Consider the following 14,919-nt stretch of genomic DNA (forward strand, 5'->3'; position numbering starts at 1 on the left):
CAGCCTCAGGCCGACTCGCGCGGGTAACAAAGTCAAAAGCAAATCAAGCGAAGAAAGGTGGGGCGCGGGTGCGCGCGTGCCGCAAGTCGGGGGCACGGGGCAGGATGCCGGCTGAGCTGCTCGGCGGGGTGTCGTGCTGAGGGCGCAGAAGCGCGACAGCCAACGTGGGGGAGGGGGCCAGGGCGGGACCGCTGGCTGCCAGGCAGAAGGGGCAGTGCTGCGCGGCCGAACCCGTGCCGGTGGCAGGGTCCTGGGTGCCACGGGTGCCCCCGGTGGAGGAGCAGATGTCGAGCAGGCTGGGGGCTCCTGCCAGTCGCTGCACCATGTGCCAATTGCTGACACCCCCAGCCAGCAACTGCGCGCACAATGCCAGCAAGCCCAACCAGGCGGTCAGGCGCGTGCGGTGGCGCAGCGTGTGGATCAGGGGTGACATGCGTGCATTCTAGGCAGAGGTGGCTGGGCGCCGAACTGATGTGTGTCAAAAATCCGCCTGTGGTATCTTTGCTTGTATACCCTACACCGTATGAGGTCTGTGATGTCACCACCTTCAATCACTCTGTGCCGCCGAGCTTGGCTGGTATGTGCCATGTCCGTGTTGGCAGCCTGTTCGCAGGCCGCTGATCCGGCCGATGCGGTGAGCGTCGCTCAGGCACGCGATGCACATCAGAGCGGGGCGGCGGTGCTCATTGACATTCGCGAGCCACATGAGCACGCGCAGGGCGTGGCGGCGGGGGCGCGTTTGTTGCCGATGAGTCAACTGGCACAGCGCTTGACCGAGGTGCCGACCGATCCGTCCAAGCCCGTGTACCTGATCTGCGCCACGCAGAATCGCTCGCGTGCCTCCCTGCAGGCCCTGCGCGAGCGGGGTGGCTATGGTCATGTGCGCTTTGTGAGTGGTGGCATGACCGGCTGGGTGCGACAAGGTTTCCCGACGGTGTCGCCTGCGGGCAAGATGTGAGCGAGGTTCAGCGCATGTCCACAGGTGAGTTCTGGAATCAAAAGTTTGCGGATGCGGCCTACAAGTACGGTCAGCAGCCGAATGTGTTTCTCGCCGCGCAGGCTGGCTTGATCCCAGCGGGCGCGCAGGTGCTGGTGCCGGGCGATGGCGAAGGCCGTAATGGTGTTTGGCTGGCTCAGCAGGGACACCATGTCACCTCGGTCGATGCCTCGAGCGTGGGTTTGGACAAGACCCGGGCCCTGGCCGCCGAGCGCGGCGTGCAGGTGACCACCGTGCTGGCCGATCTGGCCGAGTGGGCGCCCCAGCCGGATTCGGTGGACGCGGTGGCGGTGGTGTACCTGCACCTGCCGTCCAGCTTGCGCACCAAGGTGATGGCCGACCTGGCCCGTGCCTTGAGACCCGGCGGTGTGCTGATCCTGGAGGCCTTTCACCCGAACCAGTTGGGCTTGACCAGCGGTGGGCCGAAGGATGTGGACATGCTCTACACCCTGCAAGGGCTGCGTTCGGATCTGGCAGACGCCGGTCTCAAGGGTGAGGAACTGGTGGCGTCGGAGGGGCCGGTCACGCTGGACGAAGGCCCGTTTCACCAGGGGCCGGCGCAAGTCACGCGCTGGGTGTGGCGGCGGCAGGCCTGAGCACGGGGGCGGTGATGCCCCCGCGAGGCTCACTTCAGTTGAGCGCCTGTGGCATCGAACACCTGAACGGTGATAGGGATGCCTTGACCCACGCTCTGGGTCACGGTGCAGAATGCTTCGAACTGGCTCAAGACGCGATCCAGATGTTCCAACTGGGCGGCCGGTACACCCAGGTGCAGTGCGGCGGTCATGTTCAGTACGCGCATGCGCCCATCGGCGTTGCGCCCCACTTCGGCGGTCACTTCGGTGCGAATGGGTTCGGGCGCCTGCTTGAACTTGCGCAAGGCAAACAACAGCGAGTCTGACAGGCAGTTGCCCACCGCGGCCGACAGCATCTGCACGGGCGAAGGGCCGGTGCCGCCGCCCAGTGGCGCGGGTTCGTCGCTGATGAGGGCGGGCATGTTGCCCTCGAACTCGATGCGGAACTGGTAGTCCTGCTGCTGGGTCAGGGTGACGTGGTGAACGCCTTGGGCCATGGTGGAACCTCGTTCAGGAAAGATTCAGAAAACGTTGACAGGCAGCTTCAGGTAGTGGCGGCCGTCGGACTCGGCTGGCGGCAAGTGTCCCGCGCGGATGTTGACCTGCACCGAGGACAGGATCAGGTTGGGCATGGCCAGGGTGGCATCACGAGCCTGGCGCATGGCCACGAATTCGGTCTCGGAGATGCCGTCGCGCACGTGGATGTTGCCTTGGCGCTGATCCGCCACGGTGCACATGGCTTGCGACTCGCGGGTGGCGGGCGGGTAGTCATGGCACATGAACAGTCGGGTCTGGGGCGGCAAGGCCAGGATGCGGCGCACCGACTGGTAGAGCTGGTGCGCGTCGCCGCCGGGAAAGTCGCAGCGCGCGGAGCCGACGTCGGGCATGAACATCGTGTCGCCTACGAAGACCGCATCGCCCACCACAAAGGCCATGTCGGCCGGTGTGTGGCCAGGCACATGCCAGGCGGTGGCGGTCAGATCGCCGATGGTGAAGGTATCGCCATCGGCGAACAGGTGGTCGAACTGTGAGCCGTCGGTCGCAAACTCTGGCTCCAGGTGGAACAAGGTTTTGAACACGCTTTGCACGCGCTGGATGGCGCAGCCAATGGCCACCTTGCCACCCACCTGTGCCTTGACGTACGGTGCGGCAGAGAGGTGATCGGCGTGCGCGTGCGTCTCCAGCACCCAGTCCACCGTCAGGTTCTGGGCGCGCACAAAGGCGATGACTTCATCAGCCCGGGTGTGCGCCGTGCGGCCGCTGCGGGCATCGAAGTCCAGCACCGGGTCCACGATGGCCGCGTGCCCGCCGGCACGGTCGTACACCACATGGGTGTAGGTGCTGGTGGCCGGGTCCAGAAAGGATCGAACTTGGGGGAGCAGGGCGGTCATGGCACAAGGTTCTTGCAAAGCGGATGCTTCACTTTATTGACAAACAATATATCTGTCAACATAATGAAAATCATGAAAGTGTCCACGCCTGAAACACCAGTGGCCCAGCCCGTGAGCTTGCCGCCACCCGATCTCGTCGCGCTGCAAGCGTCGGCAGAGAAGGCGTGCGCCTTGCTCAAAGTGATGGCGCACACCGACCGGCTGGTGCTCTTGTGCCGTCTGGCGCAGGGCGAGTTCTGCGTCAGTGCGCTCGAGGCCGATCTGGGCATCCGTCAGCCGACCTTGTCGCAGCAACTGGGCGTATTGCGACAGGAAGGCCTGGTGGACACGCGTCGCGAGGGCAAACACATCTACTACCGGCTGGTCAGCGCCGATGCGGCGGCTGTCATGCAGGTCTTGCACAGTCGGGTGTGTGGTGCGGCGATGCCCGGTGGCACGTGCTGATGTCTCGCGGTTGCTCTTGCTCGATTCTTTTGTTGACCTTCCAACCCAATTTGCGGAGAAAGCCATGACCTTGAGTGTTCAAACCAGCCAACTGTGTCCCGAGTTCACGGTGTGTGGTCAGATTTCGGTGGCCGATGTCGCCGTGTTTGCGCGTCAGGGTTACCGCAGCATCATCAACAACCGTCCGGACGGTGAGGGCGGCCCGAGCCAGCCCACCAGTGCCCAGATCGAAGCGGCGGCCAAGGCCGCTGGCATGTCGTATGTGCACTTTCCCGTGGCATCGATGATGATCACGCCAGAGCAAGTCAACCGCTATCAGGCTCTGTGCGCGGATTTGCCGCATCCCATCGTGGCTTTCTGTGCCGCAGGTGGTCGTGCCAACGCCTTGTTCCAGGCTGTCGGTTGCCGCGTCGGACGCCCTGCGTGAGCCTCTCTCATCCCAGCGCAGACCCCAAAGGCGCACCGCTGAACAGCGGGGCTCCTTGGTCCATGCCGCCCCCGTGGGTGCGTGGATGGCAGCGCGCGTGGTTGGGGCAGGACCTGACGGCCGGCTTGGTGGTGGCCGTGATGCTGGTGCCACAGAGCCTGGCCTACGCCATGCTGGCTGGCTTGCCGCCGCATGTGGGCCTGATGGCCAGCTTGCTGCCCTTGTTGGGTTATGCGGTGTTCGGCAGCAGCACGAGCATGTCGGTGGGACCGGCGGCCATCACGTCCTTGATGATGGTGCAGGCGCTCACGCCTCTGGCAGTGCCGGGTTCCGAGGTGTACGTGGCCTTGGCCGCCGCGTTGGGCCTGGGTTCCGGCCTGCTGATGTTGTTGATGGGGCGCTTGCGCATGGGCTTCCTGTCTCAGTTGCTGGGAAGACCGGTGGTGCAAGGCTTCACCGTCGCGTCGGCCTTGTTGATCATGGCTGGGCAGGTGGCGCCCATCCTAGGGTGGTCGTCCCTGGGTCAGACGGTGCCTGATCTGGTGGCGGGTGTGCGCCAGCACCTCGTGGACAGCAGTGGCGCCTGGCGCTGGGATGTGCAGACGGGCAGCGTGCTGATCGGCCTGGGTGCCATGGCCTTGCTGTGGTTGGGGCCGCGGGTGATGGCGCGCATGATGCGGATGGCTGGGATGCGGGATTCGGCCAGCCAGGTGGTGTCCCGACTGTGGCCGCTGGTGGTGTTGGTATTGGCCAGCTTCGCGGCGGCGTGGGTGAATCGGCATACCGAGTGGCACGTGGCCCAGGTGGGGGCGGTGAACGTTGAACTCGGTGGGGCGGTGCGGGCGCTGTCGTCCTTGAGCGAGGTGCCTGTCACGGGTTTGGCCAACCTGGTCATGCCCATCTTGTTGATCAGTTTGGTGAGCTTTGTCAGCAGCATGTCGGTGGCGCAAACGTTTGCGCTCAAGCACACCGAGCGCATCGACGCTGACCGCGAGTTGCTCGGCCTGGGCTTGGCCAATGTGGGCAGCGGTCTGGTGGGTGGCATGGCTGTGGCTGGCGGGCTGTCACGCTCGGTGGTGAACGAGGCCGCAGGGGCTCGCAGCCCTTTGGCGGGTGTGTTCACGGCGCTGTTGCTGGGCGCCTTGATGCTGATGTTCCTGCCCTGGCTGGCCTGGTTGCCCAAGGCGGCACTGGCCGCCGTCATCATCATGGCCGTGTCAGGCCTGGTGCAGTGGCAGGGCCTGCGCGACGCCTGGCGCTACGACCGGGTTGAGGCCTGGGCGTTTTTGAGCACGGCGGCCGGGGTGATGTTGTTGGGCTTCGAGTCGGGCATCTTGTTGGGCATTGCCTGGTCCCTGGGCGCCATGATCTGGCGCCACAGCCAGCCGCACATGGCCGAAGTGGGGCGCCTGCCAGGTACCGAGCATTTCCGCAACGTGCAGCGTTACGACGTGGAGCGCCTGCCGGGTGTGATGGTGGTGCGCGTGGACGAAAGCCTGGACTTCACCAACATCCAGCACGTGGAGATGGGGCTGAGCGACATGCTCAGCCGCCGTCCCCAGGTGCACAGTCTGGTGCTGCTGTTGTCGGCGGTGAACCGGATCGACCACTCGGCGCTCCAGTCGCTGATCGAATTTGATGACGCGCAGACGGCGCAAGGGCGATCGCTTTACCTTGCCGAGGTGAAGGGGCCGGTGATGGACCGTCTGCATCGTGTGTCGCTTGACAAGCGGTTTGCAGGGCGTATCTTCTTGAGTGCACAGCACGCTTGGGATGCACTGCAAACCAGACAGTGAGTTTTCAACCCAGGAGAATGAGCATGAAAGCAAACGTTGGTGGTATCGACCGTGTGGCCCGCATTGCGGCGGGTGTGGTGCTGATCGGCTTGGCCGCAACCGGCACGGTGGGTGTCTGGGGCTGGATCGGCGTGGTGCCCCTGGCCACAGGCTTGAGTGGCTGGTGCCCGGCCTACCTGCCCTTCGGTCTGTCGACCTGCAAGATGAAGAAGTGATGCAAGGCCTGCGGGCCTGGCAACACGCACACACGGGCCCATGTGGCCCGTTTTTCATGTCGTGCCCAGTCTTGCCCAGGTCAGCGAGCGGTACCTGGCTTGACCTGGGCCTGCAAGGCCTTGAGCTTGCGGTACAGAGAGCGCTCGCTGATGCCCAGGCTGGCGGCCAGTTCGGCCCGGCTGCCGCGGTGCGCCTGGGCTGCGTCCCACAGGGCGGCATCCGCGAGGGCCTGACGCTGGGACTTTGAGACGGCTTCCAGGGGCTGCGTTGCCCCAGGCAACTGAGGGTCCGTGGTCGTGGTGGTGGCAGCCCATGCATCGGCCGCCAGAGCGTGCTCGATGTGAGCCCGTTCGATCACCTCGCCATCGCAGAACAGCGCTGCCCGCTCCATCACATTGCGCAACTCGCGGATGTTGCCGCTGAAGGGGTGATCCATCAGCCGCTGCTGGCCCGAGGCGGAGATGCTCAGATGCCGTGAAGGCGCCACGCGTGCCAGCAAGGTCTCGGCCAAGAGGGGGATGTCTTCGCGTCGTTCGCGCAAGGGCGGCAGCCTGATCGGGAAGGTGCTCAGGCGGTGATAGAGGTCTTCACGGAACTGCTGCTGGGCGATCATTTCCCGCAAAGGGCGATGCGTGGCCGCGATCACCCGCACATCGGTGTGGCGCAGCTCACTGCTGCCCACGTGACGGAAGGTGCCGGTTTCGAGCAGGCGCAGCAGCTTGACCTGCATGCTCAGTGGGATGTCGCCCACCTCGTCCAGAAACAGGGTGCCGCCGTTGGCCGATTCGGCCAGGCCCACGCGGGCCGAGGTGGCGCCGGTGAACGCACCTTTCTCATGGCCGAAGAGTTCGCTCTCAAACAGCGTTTCGGTCAGGCTGGCACATTCCACCACCACAAACGGGGCGCTGGCCCGCGGGCTGGCGTCATGGATGGCCTGCGCCACCAGTTCCTTGCCGGTGCCAGACTCGCCCAGCAACAGCACGCTAGACGTGGTGGGGGCCACCCGCATCGCCATCTCCAGGGTGGCCCGGAAAGCAGGGGAGCGCCCCACCATGCCCTGTTGGCGTGTGTTCTGATGCCCCAGACTCAAGGGCTCCATCTTCTCGATGAAGTAAACCGCTTGTCCCTGCGGATTCTTCAGCGGCACCAGTTCGATGTTGACGTAGGCCTCCCCGCAGGGGGTGTGGTGCAGGTGGAGGATGCGCTCGCGTTGGCCGGAATGCAGGGCACGGGTGCGGGGGCAGCTCTCACCTGCCTGGTCACACGGCACATTGAAGTGATGTGAGACCTCGTAGCAGGTGCGCCCCTTGACGTCCTGGTTCTGGGCGTACTCGCGCATATAAGCCGTGTTGGCGGCCACGATCCGATAGTCCAGGTCGAACACGATGTGGGGTTCGGGCAGGCCATCCAGGTAGGACACCAGCGCTGGGAGATCGTCGGCCATGGGGAATTCCAGACAGTGAAATCACCGCCAATGTGGCAGTGTGGCGGCCATTTTGGCGGTTTTGGCAGTGATTTGTCGAGCACTTTGGCAGGCTGAGCGACCCGGTGTCGGGCTAAGTCCTTGATCCATCTTCAGTTTTTCGACGACGAGAAAGTGGCACGAAATCTGTATACGTGTCGGGGTATGACACCTTCTGATCGTCGCCTTTTGCGCCATCTCATCACAGCGGTGGTGATCAAGATCGTGGTGCTGACCGGGCTGTGGTGGATGTTCATCCGCGACGCGCGCGTTCCGGTGGACACCGACCGCATCGGACAGCACCTGGGCGGTGTCACCTCTTCTCAAGGAGCCTCCAAGTGATATCCGAACAACTGGTTGACCTGTCTCGGCTGCAGTTTGCCGCCACAGCGATGTACCACTTCCTGTTCGTGCCGTTGACCCTCGGCATGGTCTGGTTGCTGGTCATCATGGAAAGTGTGTACGTGATGACCGGCAAGGTCATCTGGAAGGACATGACCCGCTTCTGGGGCAAGCTCTTCGGCATCAATTTCGCCCTGGGCGTGACCACCGGCATCACGCTGGAGTTCCAGTTCGGTACCAACTGGGCGTACTACTCGCACTACGTGGGAGACATCTTTGGCGCTCCGCTGGCCATTGAAGGCTTGATGGCCTTCTTCCTGGAGTCCACCTTCATCGGCCTGTTCTTCTTCGGCTGGGACCGCCTGAGCAAGACGCAGCACTTGCTGGTGACCACGCTGATGGCCATCGGCACCAACCTGTCGGCCTTGTGGATTCTGATCGCCAATGGCTGGATGCAGAACCCCGTGGGGGCCGAGTTCAGCTATGAAACGATGCGGATGGAGATGGTCGATTTCTGGGCTGTGATCTTCAATCCCGATGCACAGGCCAAGTTCGTTCACACCGTTTCGGCGGGGTATGTGACCGGCGCCATGTTCGTGCTGTCCATCTCGTCGTGGTACCTGCTCAAGGGGCGTGACGTGGAGTTTGCCAAGCGGTCCTTCCGCGTCGCTTCGGCGTTTGGGCTGGCCTCGGTGCTGAGCGTGATCGTGTTGGGCGACGAGTCAGGCTACACCGTGGGTGAGGCACAACAGACCAAGATGGCCGCGCTCGAAGCCATGTGGGAAACCGAGCCGGCCCCCGCTGGCCTCAAGTTGATCGCCGGCATCAACGAAGCCGAGCAGAAGAACGACTGGGAGGTCGAGATTCCCTACGTCATGGGTCTGATTGGCACCCGCTCGCTGAACAAGGAGATTCCGGGCATCCACGAGATCAAGGCCAAGAACCGCGATCGGGTGATTCGGGGCATCGAGGCGGTCAAGGCGCTGGAAGCCCTTCGCAAGGACCGCAACGATGAGGGGGCCAAGCAGGTCTTCGAGCAATACAAGGCCGACCTGGGCTTCGGCCTGCTGCTCAAGAAGTACACGACCGACATGGGTGAGGTCAGCACCGAGATGATCGACAAGGCGGTGGACAGCACCGTGCCCCGTGTCACGCCCATGTTCTGGTCGTTCCGCGTGATGGTGGGCCTGGGCTTCGCCATGCTGGCCCTGTTCGCCTTGACCTTCTGGACCTCGTTGAAGGGCATCTTCACGCAGCGACCCTGGCTGCTGCGTACGGCGCTGTGGATGCTGCCCGCGCCGTGGATTGCCTGTGAGGTGGGCTGGTTCGTGGCCGAGTACGGGCGCCAACCCTGGACGATTTACGGCGTGCTGCCCACGCACCTGAGCGTGTCCACCCTGAGTGTGGAGAGCCTCTATGGCTCGCTGGCCGGCTTCATCGGTTTCTACACCGTGCTGCTCATCGTCGAGATGTACCTGATGGTCAAGTTCGCTCGCATGGGCCCGGGCAGCCTGGGCACAGGCCGTTACGACCGCGAAGCTGAACATCACACCGCTCACGCCTGAGCACATTCGGAGTCACACCATGTTGGATTACCCAACCCTCAAGATCATCTGGTGGCTGTTGGTGGGCGTGTTGCTCATCGGTTTTGCCATCATGGACGGCCATGACATGGGCGTCGGAACCCTGTTGCCCTTCGTCGGCCAGAACGACGTCGAGCGCCGTGTGGTCATCAACACCGTTGGCCCGCACTGGGATGGCAACCAGGTGTGGTTCATCACCGGTGGTGGCGCCATCTTTGCTGCCTGGCCCTTGGTGTATGCCACCGCCTTCAGCGGGTTCTACTGGGCCATGCTGGCGGTGCTGTGGGCCTTGTTTTTCCGCCCCGTGGGCTTCGATTACCGCAGCAAGATCCACAACGCCACCTGGCGGAGCGTGTGGGACTGGGGCCTGTTCATCGGTGGTTTCGTGCCCCCGGTGATCTTTGGCGTGGCCTTTGGAAACCTGCTGCAAGGCGTGCCTTTCGGCTTTGACGAGTACCTGATCTCCATCTACACGGGCAGCTTCTGGCAGCTGCTCAACCCCTTCGCCTTGCTCGCCGGGGTGGTCAGCAGTGCCATGATCACGATGCACGGCGGGACCTACCTGGCTCACCGCACCGAAGGCCGTGTTCAGGCCCGGGCCATCCAAGGCGCCACCTGGGCTGCCGTGCTCATGGTGTTGGGCTTTGTCGGGGCGGGCATTTGGCTGCAAGGCATTGACGGCTATCGCATCACCTCGGTGGTGGATCCGTCGGCCTTGCCCGACCCCATGAGCAAGACCGTGGTGCGTGAAGCCGGTGCCTGGATGGCGAACTATGCCGCGCAGCCGCTCCTGTGGCTCTTGCCTGCGCTGGCGGTCGTGGGCGCCCTGGCAGCGGTGGTGCTGCTGCGCTTGCGCCATACGCTGGCCGCCTTCGTGAGCTCGGCGCTGTCCATGGTGGGGGTGATCGGCACCGCGGGCGCCAGCATGTTTCCCTTCGTGATGCCCTCCAGCAGCATGCCCAACGCCAGCCTCACGGTGTGGGACAGCGTGTCCAGTCATCTGACCTTGGGGATCATGTTCTGGGCCACCGTCATCTTCATGCCGCTGATCGTGATGTACACGAGTTGGGCTTACCGCGTGATGCGCGGCAAGGTCACCGAGGCCTACATCCGCGAGAACGACCATGCCGCTTACTGATCGACAAGGAGCACATCATGAGTGATGCCATCAGCCCAGACCCGAGAGATCTGGACAGCCGCCGGAGTTGGCTCAAACTGACCACCGCCGCAGGGGGCGTGGCCGCGGTGGCCACGGCCATCCCTTTCGTGTCCACGCTGGCACCAAGTGAGCGCGCCAAGGCACAAGGCGCCGCCGTCGAGGTGGACATCGCTGACCTGGCCCCTGGTGCCATGAAAACTGTGGAGTGGCGCGGCAAGCCGGTGTGGGTGGTTCGCCGCACGCCGGAGATGCTGGCGCAACTTCAGGGGCACGATCAGAAGTTGGCCGATCCCGCTTCGGAGCAAGCTCAGCAACCCCCTTACGCGCAGAACGCCACGCGCTCGCTCAAACCCGAGGTGTTTCTGGCCGTGGGCATTTGCACCCACCTGGGCTGCTCACCCAGCACCGTCGCAGCGGGCAGCGGTCATCCCAGTGTGGAGGCAGACTGGCCGGGGGGCTACTTCTGCCCCTGCCACGGTAGCACCTTTGATGGGGCAGGGCGGGTCTACAAGAACAAGCCCGCCCCTACCAATCTGGAGATCCCGCCGCATCGGTATGTGTCGGCAACGCGCATCTTGATCGGCGAAGACGACGCCAAAGCTTGAGGAGACAGTCATGTGGTATTTCGCTTGGGTTCTGGGTGTGGGCTTTGCGGTGCTTCTGGCCATCCTCAACGCCATGTGGGGCGAGAACGAGGAAGCGCGCGCCAAGGGGGAGCGCTGACATGGACACGCCCGTCACCGATGTGCCGACCCGCCCCGGGTTTCATTGGCCTGCACTGTGGGTGGCGCTGCTCATCATGGGCGGGGGGGCGCTGTATCCGCCACTGATGTCCGACGCTGCAGGCCGCGCCGATCACAGCCTCGCCATGGCGCTGTTCTGGGCCATGAGCGCCGGCTTCATCCGCGGTGTGGGCTTTGTTCCGAGGTGGTGGCTGTGGCGCGGCTTGTTTTCCGGGTGGTCATGCGCGCTGGGCCTGACCGTTGCCGTTTGCCTCAAGGCCTTGCATTGAGCGGGTCCGTACGTGAGTGCGCTGGCCCCGTCTGATTATGCCTATTTGCCATAACTAATAGCTTACTGTGATCGATAGTGAAATCCTCTATGCCCGCGATGAGGATTCCCGATGATGAAACGGGTGGCAAAAATGCACATTCCGGCTACATTGAATCACGCACAGACGAGTGCCAGCCTCGCCGCCACAAGCGCGCTTCCGGCTGTCACCGCTTCGTTCAATGACCATCACAAAGGAGATCGACATGGACCAGCAAAACTCTGGCTCGACCGGCAAGTGCCCCGTCATGCATGGCGGCGCCACCTCGGCCAGCAGCACGAACATGAACTGGTGGCCCAAGGCCCTCAACCTCGACATCCTGCACCAGCACGACAGCAAGACCAATCCGCTGGGCCCGAATTTCAACTACCGCGAAGAGGTCAAGAAGCTTGATGTGGACGCCCTGAAAAAGGACCTCAAGGCCCTGATGACCGACAGCCAGGACTGGTGGCCGGCTGACTGGGGTCACTACGGCGGCCTGATGATCCGCATGGCTTGGCACTCGGCCGGTACCTACCGCATTGCCGACGGTCGTGGTGGCGGAGGCACGGGCAACCAGCGCTTTGCCCCACTGAACTCGTGGCCGGACAACGCCAACCTCGACAAGGCGCGTCGCCTGCTGTGGCCGATCAAGAAGAAGTACGGTAACAAGCTCAGCTGGGCCGACCTGATGATCCTGGCCGGCAACATGGCTTATGAGTCGATGGGCTTGAAGACCTTCGGCTTTGCTTTCGGCCGCGAAGACATCTGGCACCCGGAAAAGGACATCTACTGGGGCTCCGAGAAGCAGTGGCTCGCACCTAGCGGCAGCGAAGGCAGCCGTTACTCGGGCGAGCGCGATCTGGAGAACCCACTGGCCGCCGTGATGATGGGTTTGATCTACGTGAACCCGGAAGGTGTGGACGGCAAGCCCGACCCACTTAAGACCGCCAAGGACATGCGGGTGACCTTTGCGCGCATGGCCATGAACGACGAGGAAACCGTGGCCTTGACCGCTGGCGGTCACACCGTGGGCAAGGCACACGGCAACGGCAGCGCGGCCAACCTGGGCCCGGCGCCGGAGGGTGCCGAGTTGGAAGAGCAGGGCATGGGCTGGAACAACCACAAGACCCGTGGTGTGGGCCGTGACACCGTCACCAGCGGCATCGAGGGTGCCTGGACGACGAACCCCACGCAGTGGGACAACGGCTACTTCAAGTTGCTCCTAGGCTACGAATGGGAGTTGAAGAAGAGCCCGGCGGGTGCACACCAGTGGGAGCCCATCAACATTAAGGACGAGGACAAGCCCGTGGACGTGGAGGATCCGTCGATCCGCTACAACCCCATCATGACCGATGCGGACATGGCGCTGAAGATGGACCCCGAGTACCGCAAGATCTCGGAGCGCTTCGCCAAGGATCAGGCCTACTTCTCTGACGTGTTCGCTCGCGCCTGGTTCAAGCTGACTCACCGCGACATGGGGCCGAAGGCCCGCTACATTGGCCCGGACGTGCCGGCTGAAGACCTGATCTGGCAGGACCCCATTCCCGCTGGCAAGTCGGATTACGACGTTGCCGCCGTCAAGGCCAAGATCGCGGCGGCAGGTCTGTCGATCAGCGAGATGGTCAGCACGGCCTGGGACAGCGCTCGTACCTATCGGGGCTCTGACAAGCGCGGTGGCGCCAATGGTGCCCGCATCCGCCTCGCGCCGCAGAAGGACTGGGAAGGCAATGAGCCCGCACGTCTGGCCAAGGTGCTGGCTGTGTACGAAAAGATCGCTGCCGAGACCGGTGCCAGTGTTGCTGACGTGATCGTGCTGGCCGGCAACCTGGGTGTCGAGCGCGCAGCCAAGGCTGCCGGGGTAGAAGTGACCGTTCCTTTCGCACCGGGTCGCGGTGATGCCACGCAGGAGATGACCGACGTCGACTCCTTCGACGTGCTGGAGCCATTGGCCGATGGGTTCCGCAACTGGCTGAAGAAGGACTACGTGGTGTCGCCGGAAGAGTTGATGCTCGACCGCGCGCAACTGCTGCGCCTCACCGCCTGTGAGATGACGGTTCTGGTTGGGGGCATGCGTGTGATGGGTGCCAACCACGGTGGCAGCCAACACGGCGTCTTCACTAACCGTGTCGGGGCGCTGACGAACGATTTCTTCGTCAACCTGACCGACATGGCTTACACCTGGAAGCCCACGGGCCGCAACAGCTATGCCATCGTCGATCGCAAGTCGGGCGCCACCAAGTGGACGGCCACTCGCGCAGACTTGGTGTTCGGTTCGAACTCGGTGCTGCGAGCTTACGCAGAGGTGTACGCCCAGGACGACAACAAGGCCAAGTTCGTTCAAGACTTCGTGGCGGCCTGGACCAAGGTCATGAACGCGGACCGTTTCGATCTGGCTTGATCGCCTGAGTCCCGTGATGTGCGCCCCGGCAGGTTGATGGGCTTGCCGGGGCGTTTCTTTTGGGCCCGTCTCAGGTTTGCAAGGCTTACTTATCAGTGATGCTCCTTTCTGATACCTGTTGGGGTATGCTGGCCGTGTGCTTGTGGTGTGCTGGGGATCAAACATCTGACAGTGCCCGCCTCGCTGTGTCCGATCTTGTCGGTGCGCCATCCAGCACACTGATGCCGCTCTGATTTTTCCGACTGAGACGAACGTGTATTCCCTCTCACTCGGGCCGCTGGCACTGCCGGTGGCCCCTTTGCTTTTGATCGTGTCCGTGTGGCTGGGCGCCTGGCTGGCGGGCCGTTGGGCTCATCGGCGTTCAGGCTTGCCAGTCGGTGAGCGTCCGGGCGATGAGCTCGTTCATGCAGCCTGGTGGGGCTTGCTGTGGGCCCGTCTGGTGCATGTGGGGCTGAACGCCGACCTCTACCTGGCTCACCCACTGGCTGTGCTCGATGTTCGCGATGGTGGCTGGCATGGCTGGAGTGGATGGGCCGCCGGACTGATGTGGCTGCTGTGGAAGGCTTGGCGCCGGCCAGCCTGGCGTCACGCCATGGGGGTGGGGGTGATGGCGGGCAGCCTGGCGTGGGGCACTGCGAGCTGGGCCTTGAGCCCGGATGATGCGCAGCCCCCTTTGCCTGAGGTGCTGGTGCACCATCAGGCCGATGGCAGCGCCCAGCCCCTGCCCAGCCTGGGCCATGGACAGTTGCGGGTCATCAACCTTTGGGCCTCATGGTGCGGGCCCTGTCGACAGGAAATGCCCATCTTTGCGCGCCTGCAGCGCACCGAAGCCGATGTGCAGTTTCTGTTCGTCAACCAGGGGGAGTCCGCTCAAGACGTACAGGCCTACTTGCGCAGCACCCAACTGCCCCTGCGAGGTGTGTGGCTCGATTTGACCTCGGAATTGGGGCCTGCCGTGGGCGTGGCCGGTTTGCCGGCAACCTTGTTTGTCAACTCCGATGGCCGCATCGTCGAACTCCATTTCGGGGTGTTGAGTGAGCCAGCGCTCCGAGCCCGCCTGCGCGCACTGCGTGAGGCGTCCTGATGCCCGAATGAT

18 protein-coding genes are annotated in these 14,919 nt (G+C 63.6%); 14 read left to right on the forward strand and 4 right to left on the reverse strand.

Annotation, left to right across the window (positions count from 1 at the left end; genetic code table 11):
• Positions 1 to 43: 43 nt before the first annotated feature.
• Positions 44 to 433, reverse strand: coding sequence for a DUF2946 family protein (locus WIT60_RS05220; RefSeq protein ID WP_320362456.1), 390 nt, complete (start codon positions 431 to 433; stop codon positions 44 to 46).
• A gap of 153 nt (positions 434 to 586) precedes the next feature.
• On the opposite strand from WIT60_RS05220, the gene WIT60_RS05225 reads away from it, so the two are divergent.
• Complete coding sequence (locus tag WIT60_RS05225) at positions 587 to 958, forward strand: rhodanese-like domain-containing protein (RefSeq protein WP_339582887.1); 372 nt, start codon at positions 587 to 589, stop codon at positions 956 to 958.
• A 14-nt stretch (positions 959 to 972) separates the two neighbouring features.
• Complete coding sequence (locus WIT60_RS05230; protein WP_339582888.1) at positions 973 to 1,593, forward strand: class I SAM-dependent methyltransferase; 621 nt, start codon at positions 973 to 975, stop codon at positions 1,591 to 1,593.
• Between the two features lie 29 nt (positions 1,594 to 1,622).
• On the opposite strand, the gene WIT60_RS05235 is transcribed toward WIT60_RS05230, so the two are convergent.
• Both WIT60_RS05235 and WIT60_RS05240 read right to left on the reverse strand, forming a co-directional pair.
• On the reverse strand, positions 1,623 to 2,069 hold the full coding sequence (locus WIT60_RS05235) for an OsmC family protein (RefSeq protein ID WP_339582889.1): 447 nt from the start codon (positions 2,067 to 2,069) through the stop codon (positions 1,623 to 1,625).
• 24 nt (positions 2,070 to 2,093) lie between these two features.
• Entirely contained in the window at positions 2,094 to 2,963 is an 870-nt protein-coding gene (locus tag WIT60_RS05240) for an MBL fold metallo-hydrolase (RefSeq protein ID WP_445207653.1), read from the reverse strand.
• 72 nt (positions 2,964 to 3,035) lie between these two features.
• On the opposite strand from WIT60_RS05240, the gene WIT60_RS05245 reads away from it, so the two are divergent.
• From WIT60_RS05245 to WIT60_RS05260, 4 genes are all read left to right on the forward strand, one after another.
• Positions 3,036 to 3,407, forward strand: coding sequence for a metalloregulator ArsR/SmtB family transcription factor (locus tag WIT60_RS05245; protein ID WP_339582890.1), 372 nt, complete (start codon positions 3,036 to 3,038; stop codon positions 3,405 to 3,407).
• A 64-nt stretch (positions 3,408 to 3,471) separates the two neighbouring features.
• Positions 3,472 to 3,834, forward strand: a complete 363-nt coding sequence (locus WIT60_RS05250; RefSeq protein WP_339582891.1) for a protein tyrosine phosphatase family protein — start codon at positions 3,472 to 3,474, stop codon at positions 3,832 to 3,834.
• Positions 3,831 to 5,630 (forward strand): SulP family inorganic anion transporter, encoded by a 1,800-nt coding sequence (locus WIT60_RS05255; protein WP_339582892.1) that lies wholly within the window; start codon positions 3,831 to 3,833, stop codon positions 5,628 to 5,630. The genes WIT60_RS05250 and WIT60_RS05255 overlap by 4 nt, the downstream gene beginning before the upstream one ends.
• Positions 5,631 to 5,653: 23 nt before the next feature.
• On the forward strand, positions 5,654 to 5,845 hold the full coding sequence (locus tag WIT60_RS05260; RefSeq protein ID WP_339582893.1) for a YgaP family membrane protein: 192 nt from the start codon (positions 5,654 to 5,656) through the stop codon (positions 5,843 to 5,845).
• An 80-nt stretch (positions 5,846 to 5,925) separates the two neighbouring features.
• On the opposite strand, the gene WIT60_RS05265 is transcribed toward WIT60_RS05260, so the two are convergent.
• Positions 5,926 to 7,290, reverse strand: coding sequence for a sigma-54 interaction domain-containing protein (locus tag WIT60_RS05265; RefSeq protein ID WP_339582894.1), 1,365 nt, complete (start codon positions 7,288 to 7,290; stop codon positions 5,926 to 5,928).
• A gap of 183 nt (positions 7,291 to 7,473) precedes the next feature.
• Between WIT60_RS05265 and cydP the strand changes: the two genes are divergently transcribed.
• From cydP to WIT60_RS05305, 8 genes are all read left to right on the forward strand, one after another.
• Positions 7,474 to 7,650: a cytochrome oxidase putative small subunit CydP gene (gene cydP, locus WIT60_RS05270; RefSeq protein WP_339582895.1), complete on the forward strand. Its 177-nt coding sequence runs from the start codon at positions 7,474 to 7,476 to the stop codon at positions 7,648 to 7,650.
• The gene (locus WIT60_RS05275; protein ID WP_339582896.1) at positions 7,647 to 9,215 is read left to right on the forward strand and encodes a cytochrome ubiquinol oxidase subunit I; all 1,569 of its coding nucleotides are present in this window, start codon (positions 7,647 to 7,649) and stop codon (positions 9,213 to 9,215) included. Before cydP ends, WIT60_RS05275 begins: the two co-directional genes overlap by 4 nt.
• Before the next feature lie 19 nt (positions 9,216 to 9,234).
• Positions 9,235 to 10,371 (forward strand): cytochrome d ubiquinol oxidase subunit II, encoded by a 1,137-nt coding sequence (cydB, locus tag WIT60_RS05280; protein WP_339582897.1) that lies wholly within the window; start codon positions 9,235 to 9,237, stop codon positions 10,369 to 10,371.
• A gap of 17 nt (positions 10,372 to 10,388) precedes the next feature.
• Positions 10,389 to 10,997, forward strand: coding sequence for a ubiquinol-cytochrome c reductase iron-sulfur subunit (gene petA, locus WIT60_RS05285; protein WP_339582898.1), 609 nt, complete (start codon positions 10,389 to 10,391; stop codon positions 10,995 to 10,997).
• A gap of 10 nt (positions 10,998 to 11,007) precedes the next feature.
• Positions 11,008 to 11,115: a cytochrome bd-I oxidase subunit CydX gene (gene cydX, locus WIT60_RS05290; RefSeq protein ID WP_339582899.1), complete on the forward strand. Its 108-nt coding sequence runs from the start codon at positions 11,008 to 11,010 to the stop codon at positions 11,113 to 11,115.
• 1 nt (position 11,116) lies between these two features.
• Complete coding sequence (locus WIT60_RS05295; protein ID WP_339582900.1) at positions 11,117 to 11,404, forward strand: cyd operon YbgE family protein; 288 nt, start codon at positions 11,117 to 11,119, stop codon at positions 11,402 to 11,404.
• A gap of 244 nt (positions 11,405 to 11,648) precedes the next feature.
• Complete coding sequence (gene katG / locus WIT60_RS05300; RefSeq protein ID WP_339582901.1) at positions 11,649 to 13,823, forward strand: catalase/peroxidase HPI; 2,175 nt, start codon at positions 11,649 to 11,651, stop codon at positions 13,821 to 13,823.
• Between the two features lie 253 nt (positions 13,824 to 14,076).
• A complete protein-coding gene (locus WIT60_RS05305; RefSeq protein WP_339582902.1) occupies positions 14,077 to 14,907 on the forward strand; it encodes a redoxin family protein in 831 nt (276 codons plus the stop codon).
• Positions 14,908 to 14,919 lie beyond the last annotated feature (12 nt).

The sequence above is a fragment of the Aquabacterium sp. G14 genome (assembly GCF_037482285.1).
GTDB lineage: Bacteria > Pseudomonadota > Gammaproteobacteria > Burkholderiales > Burkholderiaceae_C > Aquabacterium.

What these genes read in the sequence shown, in the direction of transcription:
- WIT60_RS05220 (WP_320362456.1), bottom strand. Translation starts at nt 433, where the DNA reads ATGTCACCCCTGATCCACACGCTGCGCCACCGCACGCGCCTGACCGCC.
- WIT60_RS05225 (WP_339582887.1), top strand. Translation starts at nt 587, where the DNA reads ATGTCCGTGTTGGCAGCCTGTTCGCAGGCCGCTGATCCGGCCGATGCG.
- WIT60_RS05230 (WP_339582888.1), top strand. Translation starts at nt 973, where the DNA reads ATGTCCACAGGTGAGTTCTGGAATCAAAAGTTTGCGGATGCGGCCTAC.
- WIT60_RS05235 (WP_339582889.1), bottom strand. Translation starts at nt 2,069, where the DNA reads ATGGCCCAAGGCGTTCACCACGTCACCCTGACCCAGCAGCAGGACTAC.
- WIT60_RS05240 (WP_445207653.1), bottom strand. Translation starts at nt 2,963, where the DNA reads ATGACCGCCCTGCTCCCCCAAGTTCGATCCTTTCTGGACCCGGCCACC.
- WIT60_RS05245 (WP_339582890.1), top strand. Translation starts at nt 3,036, where the DNA reads ATGAAAGTGTCCACGCCTGAAACACCAGTGGCCCAGCCCGTGAGCTTG.
- WIT60_RS05250 (WP_339582891.1), top strand. Translation starts at nt 3,472, where the DNA reads ATGACCTTGAGTGTTCAAACCAGCCAACTGTGTCCCGAGTTCACGGTG.
- WIT60_RS05260 (WP_339582893.1), top strand. Translation starts at nt 5,654, where the DNA reads ATGAAAGCAAACGTTGGTGGTATCGACCGTGTGGCCCGCATTGCGGCG.
- WIT60_RS05265 (WP_339582894.1), bottom strand. Translation starts at nt 7,290, where the DNA reads ATGGCCGACGATCTCCCAGCGCTGGTGTCCTACCTGGATGGCCTGCCC.
- cydP (WP_339582895.1), top strand. Translation starts at nt 7,474, where the DNA reads ATGACACCTTCTGATCGTCGCCTTTTGCGCCATCTCATCACAGCGGTG.
- cydB (WP_339582897.1), top strand. Translation starts at nt 9,235, where the DNA reads ATGTTGGATTACCCAACCCTCAAGATCATCTGGTGGCTGTTGGTGGGC.
- petA (WP_339582898.1), top strand. Translation starts at nt 10,389, where the DNA reads ATGAGTGATGCCATCAGCCCAGACCCGAGAGATCTGGACAGCCGCCGG.
- cydX (WP_339582899.1), top strand. Translation starts at nt 11,008, where the DNA reads ATGTGGTATTTCGCTTGGGTTCTGGGTGTGGGCTTTGCGGTGCTTCTG.
- WIT60_RS05295 (WP_339582900.1), top strand. Translation starts at nt 11,117, where the DNA reads ATGGACACGCCCGTCACCGATGTGCCGACCCGCCCCGGGTTTCATTGG.
- katG (WP_339582901.1), top strand. Translation starts at nt 11,649, where the DNA reads ATGGACCAGCAAAACTCTGGCTCGACCGGCAAGTGCCCCGTCATGCAT.